Source organism: Aurantiacibacter rhizosphaerae (assembly GCF_009807005.1).
GTDB lineage: Bacteria > Pseudomonadota > Alphaproteobacteria > Sphingomonadales > Sphingomonadaceae > Alteraurantiacibacter > Alteraurantiacibacter rhizosphaerae.
Window position 1 is genome coordinate 178594 of sequence record NZ_WUBR01000002.1, and the last position, 17787, is coordinate 196380.

General features: G+C 61.4%; 15 protein-coding genes. 8 read left to right on the forward strand and 7 right to left on the reverse strand.

The window, feature by feature from the left end:
- From GRF63_RS08345 to GRF63_RS08360, 4 genes are read left to right on the forward strand one after another with little or no spacing between them, the layout of a single operon-like run.
- Entirely contained in the window at nucleotides 1-726 is a 726-nt protein-coding gene (locus GRF63_RS08345) for a biotin--[acetyl-CoA-carboxylase] ligase (RefSeq protein WP_237392391.1), read from the forward strand.
- Nucleotides 726-1505, forward strand: coding sequence for a type III pantothenate kinase (locus tag GRF63_RS08350; RefSeq protein ID WP_160485575.1), 780 nt, complete (start codon nucleotides 726-728; stop codon nucleotides 1503-1505). Before GRF63_RS08345 ends, GRF63_RS08350 begins: the two co-directional genes overlap by 1 nt.
- The gene (locus tag GRF63_RS08355) at nucleotides 1502-3151 is read left to right on the forward strand and encodes a ribonuclease J (RefSeq protein ID WP_160485576.1); all 1650 of its coding nucleotides are present in this window, start codon (nucleotides 1502-1504) and stop codon (nucleotides 3149-3151) included. Before GRF63_RS08350 ends, GRF63_RS08355 begins: the two co-directional genes overlap by 4 nt.
- Nucleotides 3152-3165: 14 nt before the next feature.
- A complete protein-coding gene (locus GRF63_RS08360) occupies nucleotides 3166-3441 on the forward strand; it encodes a DUF1467 family protein (protein ID WP_160485577.1) in 276 nt (91 codons plus the stop codon).
- A 37-nt stretch (nucleotides 3442-3478) separates the two neighbouring features.
- Here GRF63_RS08360 and GRF63_RS16380 read toward each other — a convergent pair whose 3' ends face one another.
- A complete protein-coding gene (locus tag GRF63_RS16380; RefSeq protein WP_202131659.1) occupies nucleotides 3479-6052 on the reverse strand; it encodes a coiled-coil domain-containing protein in 2574 nt (857 codons plus the stop codon).
- 150 nt (nucleotides 6053-6202) lie between these two features.
- On the opposite strand from GRF63_RS16380, the gene GRF63_RS08370 reads away from it, so the two are divergent.
- From GRF63_RS08370 to GRF63_RS08380, 3 genes are read left to right on the forward strand one after another with little or no spacing between them, the layout of a single operon-like run.
- Entirely contained in the window at nucleotides 6203-7369 is a 1167-nt protein-coding gene (locus tag GRF63_RS08370) for a hypothetical protein (RefSeq protein WP_160485578.1), read from the forward strand.
- 35 nt (nucleotides 7370-7404) lie between these two features.
- A complete protein-coding gene (locus GRF63_RS08375) occupies nucleotides 7405-8364 on the forward strand; it encodes a hypothetical protein (protein ID WP_160485579.1) in 960 nt (319 codons plus the stop codon).
- A 4-nt stretch (nucleotides 8365-8368) separates the two neighbouring features.
- A complete protein-coding gene (locus tag GRF63_RS08380) occupies nucleotides 8369-9760 on the forward strand; it encodes a sensor histidine kinase (RefSeq protein WP_160485580.1) in 1392 nt (463 codons plus the stop codon).
- A 62-nt stretch (nucleotides 9761-9822) separates the two neighbouring features.
- On the opposite strand, the gene GRF63_RS08385 is transcribed toward GRF63_RS08380, so the two are convergent.
- The gene (locus tag GRF63_RS08385) at nucleotides 9823-11109 is read right to left on the reverse strand and encodes a citrate synthase (RefSeq protein WP_160485581.1); all 1287 of its coding nucleotides are present in this window, start codon (nucleotides 11107-11109) and stop codon (nucleotides 9823-9825) included.
- A gap of 46 nt (nucleotides 11110-11155) precedes the next feature.
- Nucleotides 11156-12604 (reverse strand): glutamate--tRNA ligase, encoded by a 1449-nt coding sequence (gene gltX / locus GRF63_RS08390; protein ID WP_160485582.1) that lies wholly within the window; start codon nucleotides 12602-12604, stop codon nucleotides 11156-11158.
- 28 nt (nucleotides 12605-12632) lie between these two features.
- Between gltX and GRF63_RS08395 the strand changes: the two genes are divergently transcribed.
- Nucleotides 12633-14819, forward strand: a complete 2187-nt coding sequence (locus GRF63_RS08395) for a ComEC/Rec2 family competence protein (protein WP_160485583.1) — start codon at nucleotides 12633-12635, stop codon at nucleotides 14817-14819.
- 68 nt (nucleotides 14820-14887) lie between these two features.
- Here the strand turns inward: GRF63_RS08395 and lexA are convergent, their stop codons facing one another.
- From lexA to GRF63_RS08415, 4 genes are all read right to left on the reverse strand, one after another.
- Complete coding sequence (gene lexA / locus GRF63_RS08400) at nucleotides 14888-15559, reverse strand: transcriptional repressor LexA (RefSeq protein WP_160485584.1); 672 nt, start codon at nucleotides 15557-15559, stop codon at nucleotides 14888-14890.
- Nucleotides 15560-15629: 70 nt separating this feature from the next.
- Nucleotides 15630-16835, reverse strand: coding sequence for a molybdopterin molybdotransferase MoeA (locus tag GRF63_RS08405; protein ID WP_160485585.1), 1206 nt, complete (start codon nucleotides 16833-16835; stop codon nucleotides 15630-15632).
- A 7-nt stretch (nucleotides 16836-16842) separates the two neighbouring features.
- On the reverse strand, nucleotides 16843-17313 hold the full coding sequence (gene moaC / locus GRF63_RS08410; protein ID WP_160485586.1) for a cyclic pyranopterin monophosphate synthase MoaC: 471 nt from the start codon (nucleotides 17311-17313) through the stop codon (nucleotides 16843-16845).
- 67 nt (nucleotides 17314-17380) lie between these two features.
- Entirely contained in the window at nucleotides 17381-17761 is a 381-nt protein-coding gene (locus tag GRF63_RS08415; protein ID WP_160485587.1) for a DUF3597 domain-containing protein, read from the reverse strand.
- Nucleotides 17762-17787: the final 26 nt, after the last annotated feature.

Below are 17787 nucleotides of genomic sequence, written 5' to 3' on the forward strand. Positions count from 1 at the left end.
TTGACCCCCTCGATAGAGTACGTATCCGAAACCGGCAGCACCAATGCCGATATGGTCGCGCGCCTGGCACAGGGTGAGCGCATGCCGGATGGGCACTGGCTGGTGGCAAACCGTCAGACAGGCGGGCGAGGGCGGCAGGGCCGCAGCTGGATCGATGCGCCGGGCAATTTCATGGGGTCCACCGCGGTGCAGTTGCACGATCGGGACCCCGCGCCAGCCACGCTCAGCTTCGTCGCCGCGCTGGCCGTGTATGAAACTGTGCTCCCCATGCTGGCCAATCCATCAGCCCTCATGCTGAAATGGCCGAACGATGTGCTGTTCGAAGGGGCAAAGTTCTGTGGCCTGTTGCTGGAACGTGAGGCCGGCCATGCGGTGATCGGCATTGGCGTGAACCTGAAGGCCGCGCCCGCCATTGAAGACCGCAAGGTAAAGGCATTGTCGGACACAGGTCCGGCACCCGAACGCGATGCATTCGCCCAGGCGCTCGCCAATCAGATGGCGCTGGAATTTCAGCGCTGGCGCGAGTTCGGCGCCGAGCCGATCATCAACAGGTGGAAGGCCGCCGCGCACAAGCCGGGCACCGCGCTGTGCGTGCATAACTCTGATGGTTCGCGCATATCGGGCACATTTGATGGCCTCGATCAGCATGGCGCGCTACGCTTGCGCCTGCCCGATGGCACCACACATATGGTGCACGCAGGCGATGTTTTGCTGGAGGAACGCTGATGCTGCTCGCAGTCGATGTCGGCAATACCAATGTTGTTTTCGCCCTGTTCGACGGTACGGAAATCCGCGCCCGCTGGCGCATCGCCACGGACGGGCGGCGTACGGGCGATGAATATGCCACGTGGCTGCTGCAACTTCTCGCCATTGAGGGGATAGAGCGTAGCGCCGTCACCAGCATCATCTTCGGATCGGTGGTGCCACGCGCGGATCACAATCTTTCCGTGCTGGCTAACAAGTATTTCGGCATCGAACCGCTGATCGCGGGCGAGGGCAAGACTGCCTGGGGCTTTGAAATCGATGTGGAGCAGCCCAACACGCTGGGCGCGGATCGCGCGCTGAATTGCATCGCGGCGCATAAATTGGTGGGCGGAGACATGATCGTGGTGGATTTCGGCACCGCGACCAAGTTCGAAGCTGTCGATTATAACGGTGCCTACAAGGGCGGCATCATCGCGCCGGGCATCAATCTTTCGCTGGATGCGCTGGTGGGCAAGACGGCCAAGCTGCCGCGCATTGCCATCGAAGCGCCCGAAACCGGCAATGTTATCGGACGCAACACCGAAGACCAGATGTTGATAGGGGTCTTTTGGGGGTATGTAGCGATGATGGAAGGCTTGATAGAGCGCATGAAGGCGCAGATCGGTCGCCCCGTAACGGTGGTGGCCACAGGCGGGCTAGCCATCCTGTTTGACCAGAAGACCGATATTTTCGACCGAATAGACGCCGACCTTACCATCCGCGGCCTGCAGATCCTGGCCCAGCGCGCAGGAGCGACATGAAAAAAGATTTCACCCCGCAGGACGAATTGCTTTTCCTGGCACTGGGAGGATCCGGAGAGATTGGCATGAACGTCAATCTTTATGGCTGCCAGGGCAAGTGGCTGATGGTGGACCTGGGGATGAGCTTCGGCTCCAACGAATATCCCGGTACCGAGCTGATGTTTGCCGATCCCGAATTTATCGAGGAGCGAGCCCGCGATTTGCTGGGCATCGTGCTGACCCACGCGCACGAGGACCATATCGGCGCGATCCCCTATTTCGCGGCGGATCTGGGCGTGCCGCTCTATGCCACGCCCTTCACGGCAGACCTGATCCGGCGCAAGCTGGACGAGGCGGGCCTGACGCGCGAGATCAAACTCAACGTGATCGAGGAGGATCACGGCCAAATCGACATCGGTCCGTTCACCGTCACCTATATCCCGCTGGCCCACTCCATCGCAGAGGGCAACGCGCTGCTAATCGATACGCCATATGGCCGTATCTTCCACACCGGCGACTGGAAGCTGGATGATGAGCCGCAGATCGGCACGCCCGCTACTGAGGAGGAGCTTTCCGAAATCGGTGACGAAGGCGTGCTGGCGATGGTGTGCGATTCCACCAATGTCTTCAATCCCGTACCTTCAGGAAGCGAAGGGGCCGTATTCCGCGGACTACTGGAGGAAACGCAGAAACATTCCGGCAGGCGGGTGCTGGTGTCCACTTTCGCATCCAACGTCGCCCGGCTGAAGACGCTTGGCGAAGTGGCCCGGCAAACCAATCGCCAGCTTTGCGTTGCCGGGCGATCGCTTGACCGCATGATCGAAGTGGCCAGCGCAAATGGCTATCTGGATGATTTTCCCGATACGATGGATTTCGACACCGCAATGGGCCTGCCGCGCGGCGAGGTGATGATCATCGCCACGGGCGGGCAGGGCGAGCCCCGCGCCGCGCTTTCGCGCATTGCCGATGGCAACCACCCGCTCAGCCTGGATGAAGGCGATGTGATCCTGTTCTCTAGCCGCGTCATCCCCGGCAATGACATTGCGATTGGCCGCGTGCAGAACCAACTGGCTGAACGCGGCATTGTGATGGTGACCGACAGGCAGAGCGAAATCCACGTATCGGGCCATCCCGGTCGGCCGGAGCTTGAAGCGCTTTATGGCTGGCTGCGTCCGGAGATACTCGTGCCGGTTCATGGGGAAATCCGCCATATGCAGGAGCAGGCAAGGGTAGGGCGCGCTGCCGGTATCGCCCATGCCGTGTTCCAGAAGAACGGCGACATCGTGCGTCTTGCGCCCGGCAGCCCCGGCAAGATCGCCGAAGTGCATACCGGCAGGCTGGTGCTGGACGGTGATATCATCGTGCCTTCCGATGGCGACGCCATCACCATGCGCCGTCGGCTTTCGCGCGATGGCTTGCTGATCGTGGTGCTGGATCAGGCGGGCGGTGTGCAGATCGAAGGGATCGGCCTGCCGCTGGATGAGGATTACGATGACTTCGTTGAAGAGGCAGAAAATGATGTTCGCACGTCGCTGGGCAAACTGAAAGGCAAGCGCGGGCAGGATCGTGACGCGGTGATGGAAGCTGCACGCCTCGCCGCGCGCCGGGCTGCTCAGCGCTGGTCTGGAAAGAAGCCGCAGACGCGCGTGATCATGGCAGGCGAGTAAGGACACCGCCCGACATGCAGATTACCTCCATCATCGCCATTTATGCCCTGTTCTGGGTGATGTGCGCATTCCTGCTGTTGCCGTTCGGTGTGAAAACGCATGACGAGGCGGGTATCGCCAAGGTGCCAGGCCAGGCAGACAGTGCCCCAGCCAATTTCCGGCCGGGCAGAGTCGCCTTCCGGGCCACATTGCTTGCGGCCTGCCTGACGGCGCTGTTCGTCGCCAATTATTCGCAGCAGTGGATCACCGTTGAAGACGTAGATCTACTTGGCCAGATGGGCCCCAGCTAAAGCGCAATTCCATGCGGCTAAGCTTGGGTCATACAACCTAGTCGCGCAGCCGGTCTATCGCTTGCGCCATCGCCACGTACAGTTTGCCCATGTCGCTGGATAGCAGGGTCACCGCCATGGCGTGCCCATCGCGCGTCGCCAGTATGTTGCGCAACATGGCCTCGAAGTCGTGAATGTAGCGGTTCACCGTCTCACGGAACTCGGCATCTTCGGAGTAGATCGCGCTGACCTGGCGGGCGTCGTGCTTGTCCAGAAGGCGCACGGCACGGCGGGTGAAAATGCCGCGATCACCGCGCAGGTAATGCGCCCATTGCGTGTCGCCGATGTCGTTATCGAATGCCTTGGCAATATCGATTGAGCTGGAATTCAGCGCCTCTGTAATCAGGGCCATGCGCCGGGCGAAATCACTATCGACGTTCTCTTCGGCCTTCTCGCGGGCGTATTCCACGCGTTGTTCCAGATTGGCCGCAAGATCATTGATGCGGGAAAGTTGCTCCCGCAGCAGCTGCGCAGTTTCGCGTCCAGCCTCATCCGCGCGGTTTGTCGCCTGCTCCAGCTCTGCGATCGTCTCCTTCGCATGGCGGCGCATGGCTTTGGCCAACTGATCGCGGCTAGCCTCGGCAACCTGATCGGCCAATGCGTTGACGGCCTCGGTCTGCTCTTCACGCAGGTTTTCGAGGACAGAGGCAGAGGCCGCGCTCAGCATGTCGATCGCGCTGCGCAGTTCTTGAGAGGTGCGCTCTGCAACACGTTCCGTCTCGGTAGCGACGGCAGAGAGCTGGTCTTCCAGCTCCTTCATTTGATCCAGCGAAGCTGTGCCGGATTCGCGCGATTTATCCAACTGGCCGGCAAGATTGCTGCCGCGCGTCTCTGCATCTTCGATCAGCCTGTGCAGTTCGCGAGCGGTCGTGCCGAAAGAATTGAGGCGCGTTTCAGCGCCCGCCACTGCATCTGACAGCGCCCCTTCGGAATGATCCGCGCTGGAGCGGATGATTTCGAGCAGGCGCACGCTGTCATCCGTCATGCGGCCCAGGAAGGTGGCGCTTTCGTTCAGCACGTTCCGGTTCTGCGCCAGGCGATCAGACAGTGTCCCCGCAGCGTCCGCCACTTTGGTGCCGGTTTCATCGGCCTGCGTGCCAAGCTGCGCGATCTCCGTGTCGATGGCAGAGAGGCGTCCGGCAAGGGCTTCACCTTGCTCTGCCAGACCCGCGACATGTGCCAGATGCTCTTTCTGGCGATCGGCAATACGCTGATCGAATTCCAGAATGCGCTGCTCAAGCGCGGCAAGCGCGTCATGCTGGCTTTCCTCGCTGGCCTGACGCCTGCGGGCGAAATCGTCGTCAAAGGCGGCCATGCTGCTGGCGAGCCGTTGGTCCACCCTGCTGGCCTCGTCATTCAGGGCGACAAGCCGCATCCGGGCATTGGTCATCGCCGATTCGTCCAGCTTCACGACACCGTCGAGAACTTCCTTCATCCGGTCTTCCAGCGCGGTGATCGCCTTAGACCAACGCTCGGCCGCCTCTGCCTGTCCGCCATCCATGGTCTCGACCAGCTCTTCACCCTCGATACGCAGGGCCGAGAGGCGCTCGCGCATAGCCGTTGCCGCCGCGGCTTCCCTTGCATGCAAGGCTTCGGCGTCATCGCGCATCTGGCGGGCCAGCCCCTCCGATCGGGAGGCAATGGCGTCAAAGGCGCGCTCTTCGGCTGCCTCCAGCTCCCGGCGGAATTCATCGCTGTTGACCCGCAGACGTTCAAAGCGTTGCCCGGCAAGATCGCCCAGTGCGACAATCTGTTTTTCGAAGGATGCAAGCGTGGCGTCCACCTTCTCGCCAATCTGTGCGACATGCGCTTCGCCGGTCTCGTTGAAACCGTTCAGCCGTTCGAAGGCAGATGCAAGCTTGTCCACCCGATCCTGTGCGGACTGGCCGGTGCCGCCAAGCTGGTTGTTCATATCGCGCGCGGCGTTGGTCAGCACGGGCAGCTGATCTCGCAGCCGCTCCATATTCCCCACGGCCGTTTCGCTGACATGGCCGATGCTTTCCACCTGGGCGGAATTGTCACGGACAAGATCCTGCAATCGATCCGCATTGGTGGAAATACGCTCCACCGCGACACGGCCAAGAGACTCCAGATCGCGGGATTGGGATTCGATAAAGTCCCGCGCCAGGGCAAGTTCGCGGTTCACGGCGTGGAGTCGGCTTTCCAGCTGCGTAGATTCATGCGCCAGGGCGCGCGCTGCATCGGTGAAGCGATTGGCTTCGCGCCGGCTGTTGCGCATGGCGATCAGGTAGATGCCCATCAGAAGGATCAGCGGCACGGACCACTGCACGATCCAGTCTATCCACTGGCTGGCAGACGCGCCGGCGGCCATCGCCGGAAATTGCGCCCAGACAAAGAATATCGTCCAGGCAACAGCTGCAGCTACAGCCAATGCAGGGGCGATCCAGGTACCGCGCGGCCTCTCCGGCTCGTCCTCCCACACATCCTCTTCATACACCTCGTCAACGGAGGTTTCGTAGACTTCGTCCTCACTCACATCGAAGGCGGAATCCTCGATGGGATCGGCGGCAGTATCGTCCTGCGAAGGGACCAGGTTTTTCCAGCGGCTCATGATTCTTTCTTAACACACGCCAAAGGCCATGGAACCAGCCCAAAGGTTAAAACCCACTGTGTAGCCGATGATACCGACAGTTTATCTGTTTCGCCTTCAGTCCGCCTTGGCAGCGGCTCCGTCCGTCCTTAGCTAGGCATGGATGCACCAGTGGAATTTCTTGCCATGCGCGCCGCGCTGATCTCTCTCCCGCAGCCGGGTGAAGGGGATTTGCCATCGATCGCTGGCAAATCGCTGGCGCAGCGGCAATTGATGTTCGCGCGCGAGGCAGGGTGCGACTGCATAATCGCGCATGGAGGCGGGGCATCGCAGGATGGGATCGCCTTGCGCCATGCGGCAGAAAAGCTGGGGTTGAAATTCCAGGTTATCACCAGTGGCCATGCCTTGCCCGGCATTATCGGGGATGCTGACAGCCTGATGGTGCTGCAACCCGGCCTGCTGCCCGAATCGCCCACCGCACTGGACCTGCTTCGTGCCGAAGGGGACCGTATCCTGATGGTTTCCGCCGGTCCGGGGGCCAGCGCCGGGCTGGAGCGGATTGATCTTGATCGCGCGTGGGCGGGGGCGCTTACGATGCCGGGCCGCTGGCTGGGCAAGCTTGCCGATTTGCCGGAGGATATTGCACCTCACGGTGCCCTGCTGCGCATAGCCTTGCAGCAACGCCTGCCCGAAGCGCGCCTTGCCGATAGCATGCTGGATGATGGCAGGTGGACGCTGATCGCCTCCGACGATGCGGCGAGCGCCGTGGCAAGCGACTGGCAGCGCAGCCATCTGGGCGAAGTGGCGCCTGGCGCAGTTTCGCGCTGGCTGGGCAATGCGCTGGTGCGGGCTGCGGGCACGCGCATGCTCGACACGCCCTATGCGCGGCCCGCCTTGCTGTTGCTTTGCGCAATTCTGCTGGGCGGCGGCGTTGCAGCGGGGCTTTTCGAACGTCCGGTTCTCGGCTTTTTCCTCATTGCGCTTAGCGTGCCCGTGCTGGAAGCTTTTTTGGCCCTGTCACGCCTGTTGGTGGCCCCTTTTGGCCGGATCAGGCGCTTGCCCTGGCTGCGCATGGGGATCGACGCGGCGCTGCTGGCCGTTGGTATCATGGCAATCGACAGCCTGTTTCATCGCAGCATCTTTCCGCCCGTGGTTCTGGTCGCATCGCTGTTCCTGCTGGATCGTCGCACCGTGCCGGAATGGCTGGAACCCTTGCGCGACAGGATGCTGATCGCTGGCGTTATCGGCTTGCTGGCGCTGTTCATCACGCCGGAACTGGCGATAATGCTGGTGGGTCTGCTGGTGCTTGCGGCCAATATCATGCTGCCACGCAGATAACGCGCGTTTAACCAAGTTGCGCTATCGGCTGAAGAATGAACGACACGAACACCACCGGGCAATCTGCCACCAATGTTGAGGACATGTTGCGCGGTGAGCTGGCGCAGGGTGATGTCATCCTGTCGACCGCGCGCCCGATATTGCGTCATCTGCTGGCGAATGATGACCATGCGCTGTTCAATGACGAGGTTATTGCCAAGATACGCGGCATGATGGGCCACCTTGCCCGCCAACTGCTTTTCAAGCTGGCGGAAGTGGTTGCGAAAGAAGCGCAGAGCGAATTCGTGGACGCGCGGCAGGATCAGCTCGCTACCCTGTTGCTGGAAGACACCGCGTTCCTTGGCCACGCCCATGCGCTCTCGATCGAGGCTCAGCTTGCCGATCGCCTGAACTCTCGCAGCGGGATTGACCCGGTGCTGTCCCCGCTGTTGCAGGAACTGGCCGCATCGAAGGATGAGATGCAGGCAGCGGCGGCCATGCGCGTGGTTGCGGCGCAGGCGCGCTTCATGCAGCACCAGCGACGGATGGAACTGCCTCTGGCAGAACTGCCCGCCGAATTGTTTCATGCCGCTACCAAGGCCTTGAAAAACAGCCAGACCGATTATTCGGCAGAAGCGCAATCCGTGTGTGATCGGCTGCGTAGCGAATATAGCGAAAGCGATCGCCGCGTCGGGCAGATTACGCGCCTGGTGATGGCCATGGGCAGCACCGCCACCCGCGCCCTGGCCGTGGACCATGCCGGCCTTTCCGTATTCCTGACGGCGCTCTACATGGCATCGGAGCAGGATCGGGATGTGGTCGTCCTCTCCCTTGGAGAAAACCAGTGTGCACGCCTCGCACTATCCCTGCGCGCAGCGGGGCTGGGGCAGAGCGCCGTGGAGGAGCAATTTCTTTACCTTCATCCCGACATCACTCTGCCAGAAGGTTTCGACATGCTGCGTGCAGACCGTGCCGCTGCCTTGCTGACCTCTGCCGCGCCGGGACTGGCAGGCTGAGATGATGTCAGCCCCTGCATCCATCATCGCGCGCGCGCGTACCGACGCGCAGGATCGCCTTGTCGAGGCCGATGAGCCGCTGGCAGGCTTTCACCTGCGCGCGGGCGGTGAATTGCCCGGCCCGCTGGTAACGCCTGCGCTGATTGAACTGGTGCGCAAGACGCGCGTCTATGGCCTGCGCATGGCGCGGGTCATCCATGCGCAGGACGAGAGCGAACAGATCACGGCCTGGGTGGAGGTGGAGCCGGCCGGTAAGGGCGTGTCCATCGCCATCGCCGATTGGCAGACCGAAGCGATCAGGGCACCCTCCAAGGCTGACGCATCACGCGACAGGCTGGCACTGGTGCGGCAAATCGCCGGATTGAGTGCGCGGCTTGGCCCGTCGCAGGAGTTGCTGGCGGTTGATTGTGATAGCGATGATCTTTCCGAACTTGCCTCAAAGATGCAGGCAGGAATTGGCGAAGCGTGGACCAGCTTCATCACACCCGGCGGCGGCAAGAGCCACAAACCCCTGCACAAACCCATGCACTGGCGCCTGCTGGACGGCGCAACAGTCGATATCCCTGGCTCTGCGCGGAGTTGGACCGTCAGCCTTGTGCCACTGGGCAAGCCGCAGCCGGGCAGCGACGGCTTCGAACTTTACCTTTCACCGCAGCAACCGCTGCCTGGCGCCGCGCCGAGCAAAAGCGGGGAGGGTGACCGGACAAGCGGCATCGGCCGCGATATCGCGCCTGTGTTGCGTCAGCCCGTCAGCCGCATCATTGCCAATGCGGAAACCATCCGCACACAGTTGGCCGGACCGCTGGCCGATGAATACAGCAACTATGCGGCCGATATTGCCACGGCGGGCGAACACCTGCTGGCGCTGATCGACGATCTTACCACGCTGGATCTGGTGGAGGATGATCAGTTTGTCACTGCGCCCGACATGATCGATCTTGGCGATGTCGCCCGCCGTGCCGTGGGCATCCTTGGCGTGCGTGCGGGAGAGCGGGGCATCGTGCTTGACGCTCCCAAATCGGCGGACAGCGTGCCCGCGATTGGAGAATTCCGGCGTGTTCTGCAAATCCTGCTGAATCTTGTCGGAAACGCCATTCGCCACTCTCCGGAAGGCGGCCAGGTGTGGATCAGAACGGAAACTGACGGCGAATCGGCCCAGATCACCGTGGCCGATCAGGGTGAAGGCCTGGACGATTCGCAGCAGGAAAAAGTGTTCAACAAGTTCGAACGACTTGGCCGCAGCGGCGATGGAGGATCAGGCCTTGGCCTGTATATTTCTCGCCGTTTGGCGGAAGCGATGGATGGCACGTTGACGGTGGAGAGCGCCAAAGGGCACGGCGCACGCTTCACGCTGCAACTGCCCAGCTTCGCAGAGCGGCGCAAGCAGCCGCGCTGATCTGCGCCAGATACGAAAACGCCCGGCCGTTCGACCGGGCGTCTCCTGATTAGCGATGGCTCTTAACGCTTGTCGAGCGGCACGTAATCGCGCTGCGTCGGGCCGGTGTACAACTGGCGCGGACGGCCGATGACCTGGCCGGGATCGGAGATCATCTCGTTCCACTGCGCCACCCAGCCAACTGTGCGGGCAAGCGCGAAAAGCGCGGTGAACATCGTGGTCGGGAAACCGATCGCGGAAAGGATCACGCCGGAATAGAAGTCCACGTTGGGGAACAGCTTCTTTTCCTGGAAATACGGATCGTTAAGGGCCATTTCTTCCAGCTGCAGAGCGGTTTCGAACACGGGGTCCTTCACCTTCAGCGCGTCAAACACCTCGCGCACGGTCTTCTGCATCACCGTGGCACGCGGGTCGTAATTCTTGTAAACGCGGTGACCGAAACCCATCAGGCGGAACGGGTCATTCTTGTCCTTCGCACGCTCGATATAGTGCGGGATGCGATCCGGCGTGCCGATTTCACGCAGCATGTTGAGCGCGGCCTCATTAGCGCCGCCATGCGCGGGGCCCCACAGGCAGGCAATGCCGGCAGAGATACAAGCGAAGGGATTGGCACCCGAAGAACCGGCAAGGCGCACGGTGGATGTGGATGCGTTCTGCTCATGATCGGCATGCAGGATGAAGATGCGGTCCATCGCCTTTTCAACAGCGGGGACAACCTCGTATTCCTCTGCCGGAACGCCGAATGTCATACGCAGGAAATTGCCCGTGTAGCTGAGCGAATTGTCCGGCTGCATGAAGGGCTGACCCACGGCATATTTGTATGCCCAGGCAGCGATCGTCGGCATCTTGGCGATCAGGCGATGGCTGGAGATCTTGCGATGCTCCGGGTCAGAGATATCGGTGCTGTCGTGGTAGAAGGACGACAGAGCACCCACCACGCCGCACATGATGGCCATGGGGTGCGCATCGCGGCGGAAACCCTGGTAAAACTGCCGCATCTGATCATGCAGCATGGTGTGATAGGTGATCGTATTGGTGAAATCGGCGTATTCGTCCTGATCAGGCAGTTCGCCGTTCAGCAGCAGATAGGCCACTTCCATGAAGCTGGAATTTTCCGCCAGCTGGCCGATGGGATAGCCGCGGTGCAGCAGTACACCCTCGTCGCCATCAATGAATGTCAGCGCACTTTCGCATGATGCAGTCGACTTGTAGCCAGGGTCGAACGTGAACTTGTCGGTCTTGCCGTAAAGCTTGCGGATATCGATCACGTCAGGACCGCAGCTGCCTTTCAGGGTGGGGAATTCGTAGTTTTCGCCATCTACCGTCAATTCCGCTTGCTTGTCAGCCAAAGCCGTTCTCCTTCAAATGTTTGTTCTCGATGATTGAGAGGTTGTCTCAGCCACCGGTTTGATCATCAATCCGCGCCAGGCTTTCTTCTTTCCCAAGAAGCACCAGCACGTCGAAAATTCCGGGCGATGTGGTTTGCCCTGTAAGCGCCGCACGAAGCGGCTGCGCAAGTTTGCCCAAGCCAAGCTCAAGCTCTTCCGCATAGGCCTTCAAATTGGCCTCCAGCGCATCGATTGTCCAGTCCGTTTCCGCATGCAACCGTTTGGAAATCGCTGCAAGACGCTCACGCGCTTCGTCATCCAGCAGGGCGCTCGCCTTGTCCGTCATGGCGAGGGGGCGCTTGCTGAAAAGGAAGGCCGATCCCTCGGCCAGTTCGTTGAGATCGCGCGCGCGCATCTTCAGCACGGGCATGGCCTCGGTCAACAGGGCGACATCAGCTTCCGGCCCCACCAGCGGAGCCACGAGGCCGGCAAGCCGTGCATCGTCCGCCACGCGGATGTAATTGCCGTTCATGTTCAGCAGCTTTTTCATGTCAAAGCGGCTGGGACCCTTGTTCACCGCACTGATATCGAACAGCGAAATCGCCTCTTCCCGGCTGAATTCTTCCTGGTCGCCATGCCCCCATCCAAGGCGGAGAAGATAGTTGAACAGCGTTTCGGGAAGGATGCCCATGTCGCGATAATCGCGCACTCCCAGCGCGCCGTGACGCTTGGAAAGCTTTGCGCCATCATTGCCGTGGATCAGCGGAACATGGGCGTAGGTCGGTTCTTCCCAGCCATCCTCGATCGGATCGCCACCATTTGCGCCGTTCATCGCGCGAATGACCTGGATCTGGCGGAAGGCGTTATTCAGGTGATCGTCACCGCGAATGATGTGGGTGCAGCCCATATCCATATCGTCCACCACCACGGCCAGCATATAGGTGGGCGAACCATCGGCGCGCAGCAGGATGAAATCGTCGATCTCGCGGTTATCCACCTTCACGCGGCCCTGCACCGCATCTTCGATAATTGTTTCCCCGCCTTCCGGCGTCTTGATACGAACCGTGAAGGGCGCACCCTCGGGCGCCTCTGACGGATCGCGATCGCGCCAGCGGCCATCGTAGCGAAGGGGCTGCTTTGCGGCCCTCTGCTGCTCTCGCATTTCAGTCAGTTCTTCAGGCGTTGCAAAACACTTGTACGCGCGGCCTGCCTCCAGCAATTTCATCGCGACATCGGCATGACGCTGCGCCTGCTGGGTCTGATAAACCGGCTCATTATCGAATTCGAGGCCGAGCCAGTCGAGCCCTTCGAGGATCACGTCGATGGCTTCCTGCGTGGAGCGTTTCTTGTCCGTATCCTCGATCCGCAGCAGCGCCTGTCCGCCGTGATGCCGGGCGTACAGCCAGGAGAACAGACCGGTGCGGGCGTTGCCGATGTGAAGGAAGCCGGTTGGACTGGGCGCAAAGCGCGTCACCACCGGACGCTTGTCTGCACCATTACCACCAGAACTTGCCATATCTGCTTGTTTCCTGTCCTATAATTTGATGGCTACAAAGCATCCGCCACTGGTACCAATGGGTGAGGAACCGGGCGATGCTGCGCCGCAGCACACGCATTGGCGAAAGCTGCGTGATTTGTCCAGCGTGGCGGAGATTGCAGAGCGTTTCCTGGCGCAATCGGGCTTTGACCGGGGGCCGTGGATGGCGGTCGCGCTGGCGGCGGGAATCGGCCTGTGGTTCGTGCTCGATTCGCCAGTATATTGGGTTTTCGCCATCGCCACCGGGCTGATGACCGCCATCGGCGCCGTAGCCCTGTGGAAGGGCCGCGACGATCGCACGCATCTGGTCAGCGCACTGGTCGCCTGCGGGCTGCTGCTGGCATTTGGCACAGGGCTGGCGTGGTCTCGATCGGAGATGGTGGGCGCGCAGCCATTCGATCGGCCGGTTTACGACACCTTCCAGGGGCGCGTGCTGGAACGGATCGAGCAACCTTCAAGAGAGCGCACCCGGCTGGTGCTGGCGACGCGCCACCCTGAGACGGGCGAGCCTGTCAAAATCCGCATCAACGTGCCGCTGGAGGCCGATAGTCCCGGTCTGGATGAAGGCGCGCTGGTGGAGGCGCAGGCGAGACTGATGCCGCCTGCATCCCCCATGTTGCCCGGCGGATATGATTTCGCCCGCACCGCATGGTTCGCAGGATTGGCGGCTACCGGCAGCGCCCAGGGGGAGATGCGCGTGCTGGAACCTGCCGAGGGAGGGGCGGACCCCATCGCATCCTTGCAGCGGCGCCTTTCTGCCCGTGTTCGTGAAAACCTTGGCGGATCGCCGGGCAGCATCGCCGCCGCTTTCGCCAGCGGAGACAGGGGCGCGATCAGCGAGGCGGACGAGGACGCCATGCGCGACGCGGGCCTGACGCACCTTCTGTCCATCAGCGGATTGCACGTGAGCGCGGTGATCGCTGGCACATATCTGGTGGCAATCAGCCTGCTGGCGCTGTGGCCATGGCTGGTTCTGCGTGTACGCCTGCCGGTGGCCGCGGCAGGCGTGGCCGCGCTGGCCGGCATCGGCTACACTTTACTGACAGGAGCGCAGGTGCCGACAGTGCGCAGCTGCATCGCGGCCCTGCTGGTGCTGGGCGCGCTTTCCATCGGGCGCGAACCGCTGTCGCTGCGAATGGTGGCGGTGGCGGCGGTTGCCGTTCTGCTGTTGTGGCCGGAAAGCCTAGTTGGCCCAAGCTTCCAGATGAGTTTCTCCGCTGTCATCGCCATTGTCGCGCTGCATAATTCGGAGCCTGTGAAGCGCTTCCTCGCCCCTAGGGAGGAGGGCCGCCTTGCCGTGATCGGGCGCAGAACGGTGATGCTGCTGATCACCGGCATGGTGATCGAGATTGCCTTGATGCCGATCGTGTTGTTCCACTTCCACCGGGCAGGCGTCTATGGCGCGCTGGCCAATGTCATCGCCATTCCGCTGGTCACTTTCATATCCATGCCGCTGATTGCGCTGGCTCTGGCTCTGGACATCGTGGGCGCCGGCGCGCCAGCCTGGTGGCTGGTGGGCAAATCGCTGGATCTCCTGATCGGGATTGCTCACTTCACATCCAGCCAACCCGGCGCAGTAAAGCTTATTCCGCAGGTGAGCGGACTTGCCTTCGCCATGTTCGTGGCAGGCGGTTTGTGGCTAGCCCTGTGGCGGGGCAGGGGGCGATTACTGGGCTTCATCCCTGCCGCCGTCGCCACCGTGATGGTGATAGCCTCACCAATTCCCGATGTGCTGGTTTCCAGCGACGGAAGACATGTGGGCATCACCGGGGAAGATGCTCGCCTGCTGGTGCTGCGCGATACGCGGAGCGATTATACCCGCGATAACATGCTGGAACTGGCGGGCGTGGAAGGCGAAACGGCGCCGATGGAGAACTGGCCGGGGGCGCAATGCAGCGCCGATTTCTGCGTGGTGACCATTCAACGCGGCGCGAGGGACTGGGATATCCTGATGAGCCGCAGCCGCAACATCGTGGGCGAACGCGCCCTTGCTGCCGCTTGCGAGCGCTCAGACATCGTCATTTCGGATCGCTGGCTGCCCGACAGTTGTTCACCGCGTTGGCTGAAGGCCGACAGGCAGATGCTCTCGCGCACGGGGGGATTGTCGATCACATTGGCCGATGAGCCCGAAATTCGCACCGTTGCAGAATCGCAAGGCGAACATGGCTGGTGGCGCGGGCGCACCGAAGATTGAATTGGTGCATATGGAAAGGGCGGCACCCTCGCGGATGCCGCCCTGACAATTCAAAATTCAAACGCAGCCTAGTGATAGCGCCGGAGAAGACCTGCCAGTTTTCCCTGAACCTGCACCTGGCGATCCTCGTAAATCTGGGGATCATAGGCAGCGTTTGCGGGATCGAGGCGGATCTTGCCGCCATCGTGGTAAAGGTATTTCAGCGTAGCTTCCTCGTCATTGACGAGAGCGACCACGATATCACCATCGCGCGCGGTGTCTGCCTTCTTCACCAGCGCAAAATCGCCGTCAAAGATGCCGGCTTCCACCATTGAATCGCCGGATACTTCCAAGGCATAATGCTCACCCGAACCGAGCAGGGCCGCAGGGACGGGCAAGGTCTGACTGTCTTCCAGCGCCTCTATCGGCACGCCTGCAGCGATGCGGCCATGCAAGGGTATCTGGATCACGTCATTGGCAGGCTCTGGCTGACTGGCAGGCGGGGTGGTCACCTTTGCGACAGCCTCCATCCCTTTGCTGCCAAGGTTCTCCGGCATCTTGACCACTTCCAGAGCGCGCGCACGGTTGGGCAGACGACGGATGAAGCCGCGTTCTTCCAGCGCAGAAATCAGGCGATGAACGCCGGATTTGCTTTTCAGATCGAGCGCGTCCTTCATCTCCTCAAAACTGGGAGAGATACCGCTGTCTTCCAGACGGCGGTTAATGAACAGCAGCAGTTCGTGTTGCTTGGCAGTCAGCATGGGCAAGCCCCTTATCAATGTTCCACTTTAGGAACGAATAAGGAACAATTAAGAAACAGATTTGCGCAAGTCAAGCGATACCGCCATTTTGGATGCGATAGCACGGCACCATGTCATTCGCCTTGGTGGCGGGCGTTTCAATGTCCCGGCGGATCAGCACATCGGCAGCGGCGAGAGCGCGTAGCGCGCTGCTGTCCTGCTCGTCAATCACGGCCACTCCGCCAGCCACGAAATGACCGCGCAGGAACTCCGTCCGCGTACCCCCTGCCGGTAAGGGATCAACGCAGGGCAGCGGCGTTGCGTAGGGCAGGCTCTCACTCGCGCCCGCCATGGTGCGCAGCAAAGGCAGCAGGAAAAGATAGGCGGTCACGAAACTGGAAACGGGATTGCCGGGCAGCCCCAGGATCACCTGCTCACCGCGGCGCGCCACCATCAGCGGCTTTCCCGGCTTCATCGCGACGCGCCAGAAATCGATCTCGGCTCCCCATTTCTCCAGAGCAGGGCGAACGAGATCGTGATCGCCCACCGATGCGCCGCCGCTGGTGACAATGACATCGGCGACAGAGGCCCGTTCAAGCCCCTCCATCATGGCCTCCATCGTGTCGCGGACCGGGCCGATGCGATGCACCTGCGAAACGAAGGGCTGGGCAAGGGCGGCAATCGCCGGTCCGTTGCTGGCCGGGATCTGATGCGGACCGCAATTGGCGGGATCGGCGCCTAGTTCGTCACCACTGTCGAGAACCGCGAGCGAGGGACGTCGGCGCATGGGGAGCGTGCCATGGCCACCGGAAATCGCGAGGGCAAGCTGTGCAGGCCCGATCACAGTGCCCTGATTCAGCAGCACGTCGCCCGTGGCAAAATCGAACCCCGCGCGGCGAATGTGGCGGGGCGTAGGCTCTCCCTCGCCGTTCAGCGAAAGCGCGGTGCCATCGCGCGTCGCGTTCTCCTGAAGCAAAACAGCGCCCGCGCCATCTGGCATGATAGCCCCAGTGGAAATCCGCGCGGCTTCTCCCTTTGACAGGGTGCCAGCGTAGGGATGCCCAGCGGCGCTTTCGCCCGTTACGCGCCATGGCCCACCAAGATCTTCTGACATTACCGCATAGCCATCCATTGCAGACAGATCCGCCATCGGCTGCGTGCGCCGCGCCAGTATATCCTGCGCGAGGTAGCGGCCTATGGCATCGGCAGATTTGACCTGCTCGATAGGAAATGGAGAGGCGAGGGCGCAAATCCGCTCTTGCGCCTGCTCCAGCGGAATCGGTTTGGGCGGTGCCATCGCAGCGTTATTCCGCGCGCCAGTCGCCGCTTTTTCCGCCGGTCTTCTCCAGCAGGCGCACGTGTTCGATCACCATGCCCTTTTCCAGGGCCTTTGCCATATCATACAGGGTGAGAAGCGCGATTGAGGCGGCAGTCAGCGCTTCCATTTCAACGCCGGTCTTGCCCGTAAGGGCGGCGCGCGCGGTGACCTCCACCGCATCATCCTGAAAAGTGAAGTCCACGCTGACGGTATTCAGTGCCAGGGGGTGGCACAGGGGGATAAGATCACCCGTCTTCTTGGCCGCCATGATCCCGGCGATTCGCGCTGCCGAAAGCACATCGCCCTTGGGCCCGCTGCCCTCTTTTACCGCCTTAAGCGTTGCGGGCGCCATGCGGATGCGTCCACCGGCGGTTGCGCTGCGCACGGTTTCAGCCTTGCCGCCCACGTCCACCATGCGCGCGGCGCCCTTGTCATCAAGATGTGTAAGTTCACTCATCCGGGCGACCTATCGCAGATCGCCCGGACCGAGCAATAATTACTGGGCAATGATTACCGGGCAATAATCAGCTGCGCAGGCTTTGCGGAACCTTGCCGCCATTTTCGGCCAGCTTGTCCATGACATGCCGATGCAGCGCGATGTTCTCTTGCGCTGTGCCCGAATAATCATTGTCACCCATCTCGTGCGCCAGTTCCTTGCGGTTCTCATAGCTGGGATCGAGGCCCACCAGCTTCATGAGATCCACGATCGAGGTGCGCCAGTTCAGCTTGTCCGCACCGTCCATGGCATCGAGGCGAGCTTCAACGTCGACTTCGCTGATGGCCTCGCCCTTTTCCTGCGCACGGCCAAAGCCGCCTGCGCCCGGAGTGGATGTGGTTTTCGGCGCTTCCTGAGCCTTTGCTTCCTTGCCGAAAATGGCTTCCTTCATGGAGCTGAAAATTCCCATTGGTATCCCCTTCATTAGGTTTGCAC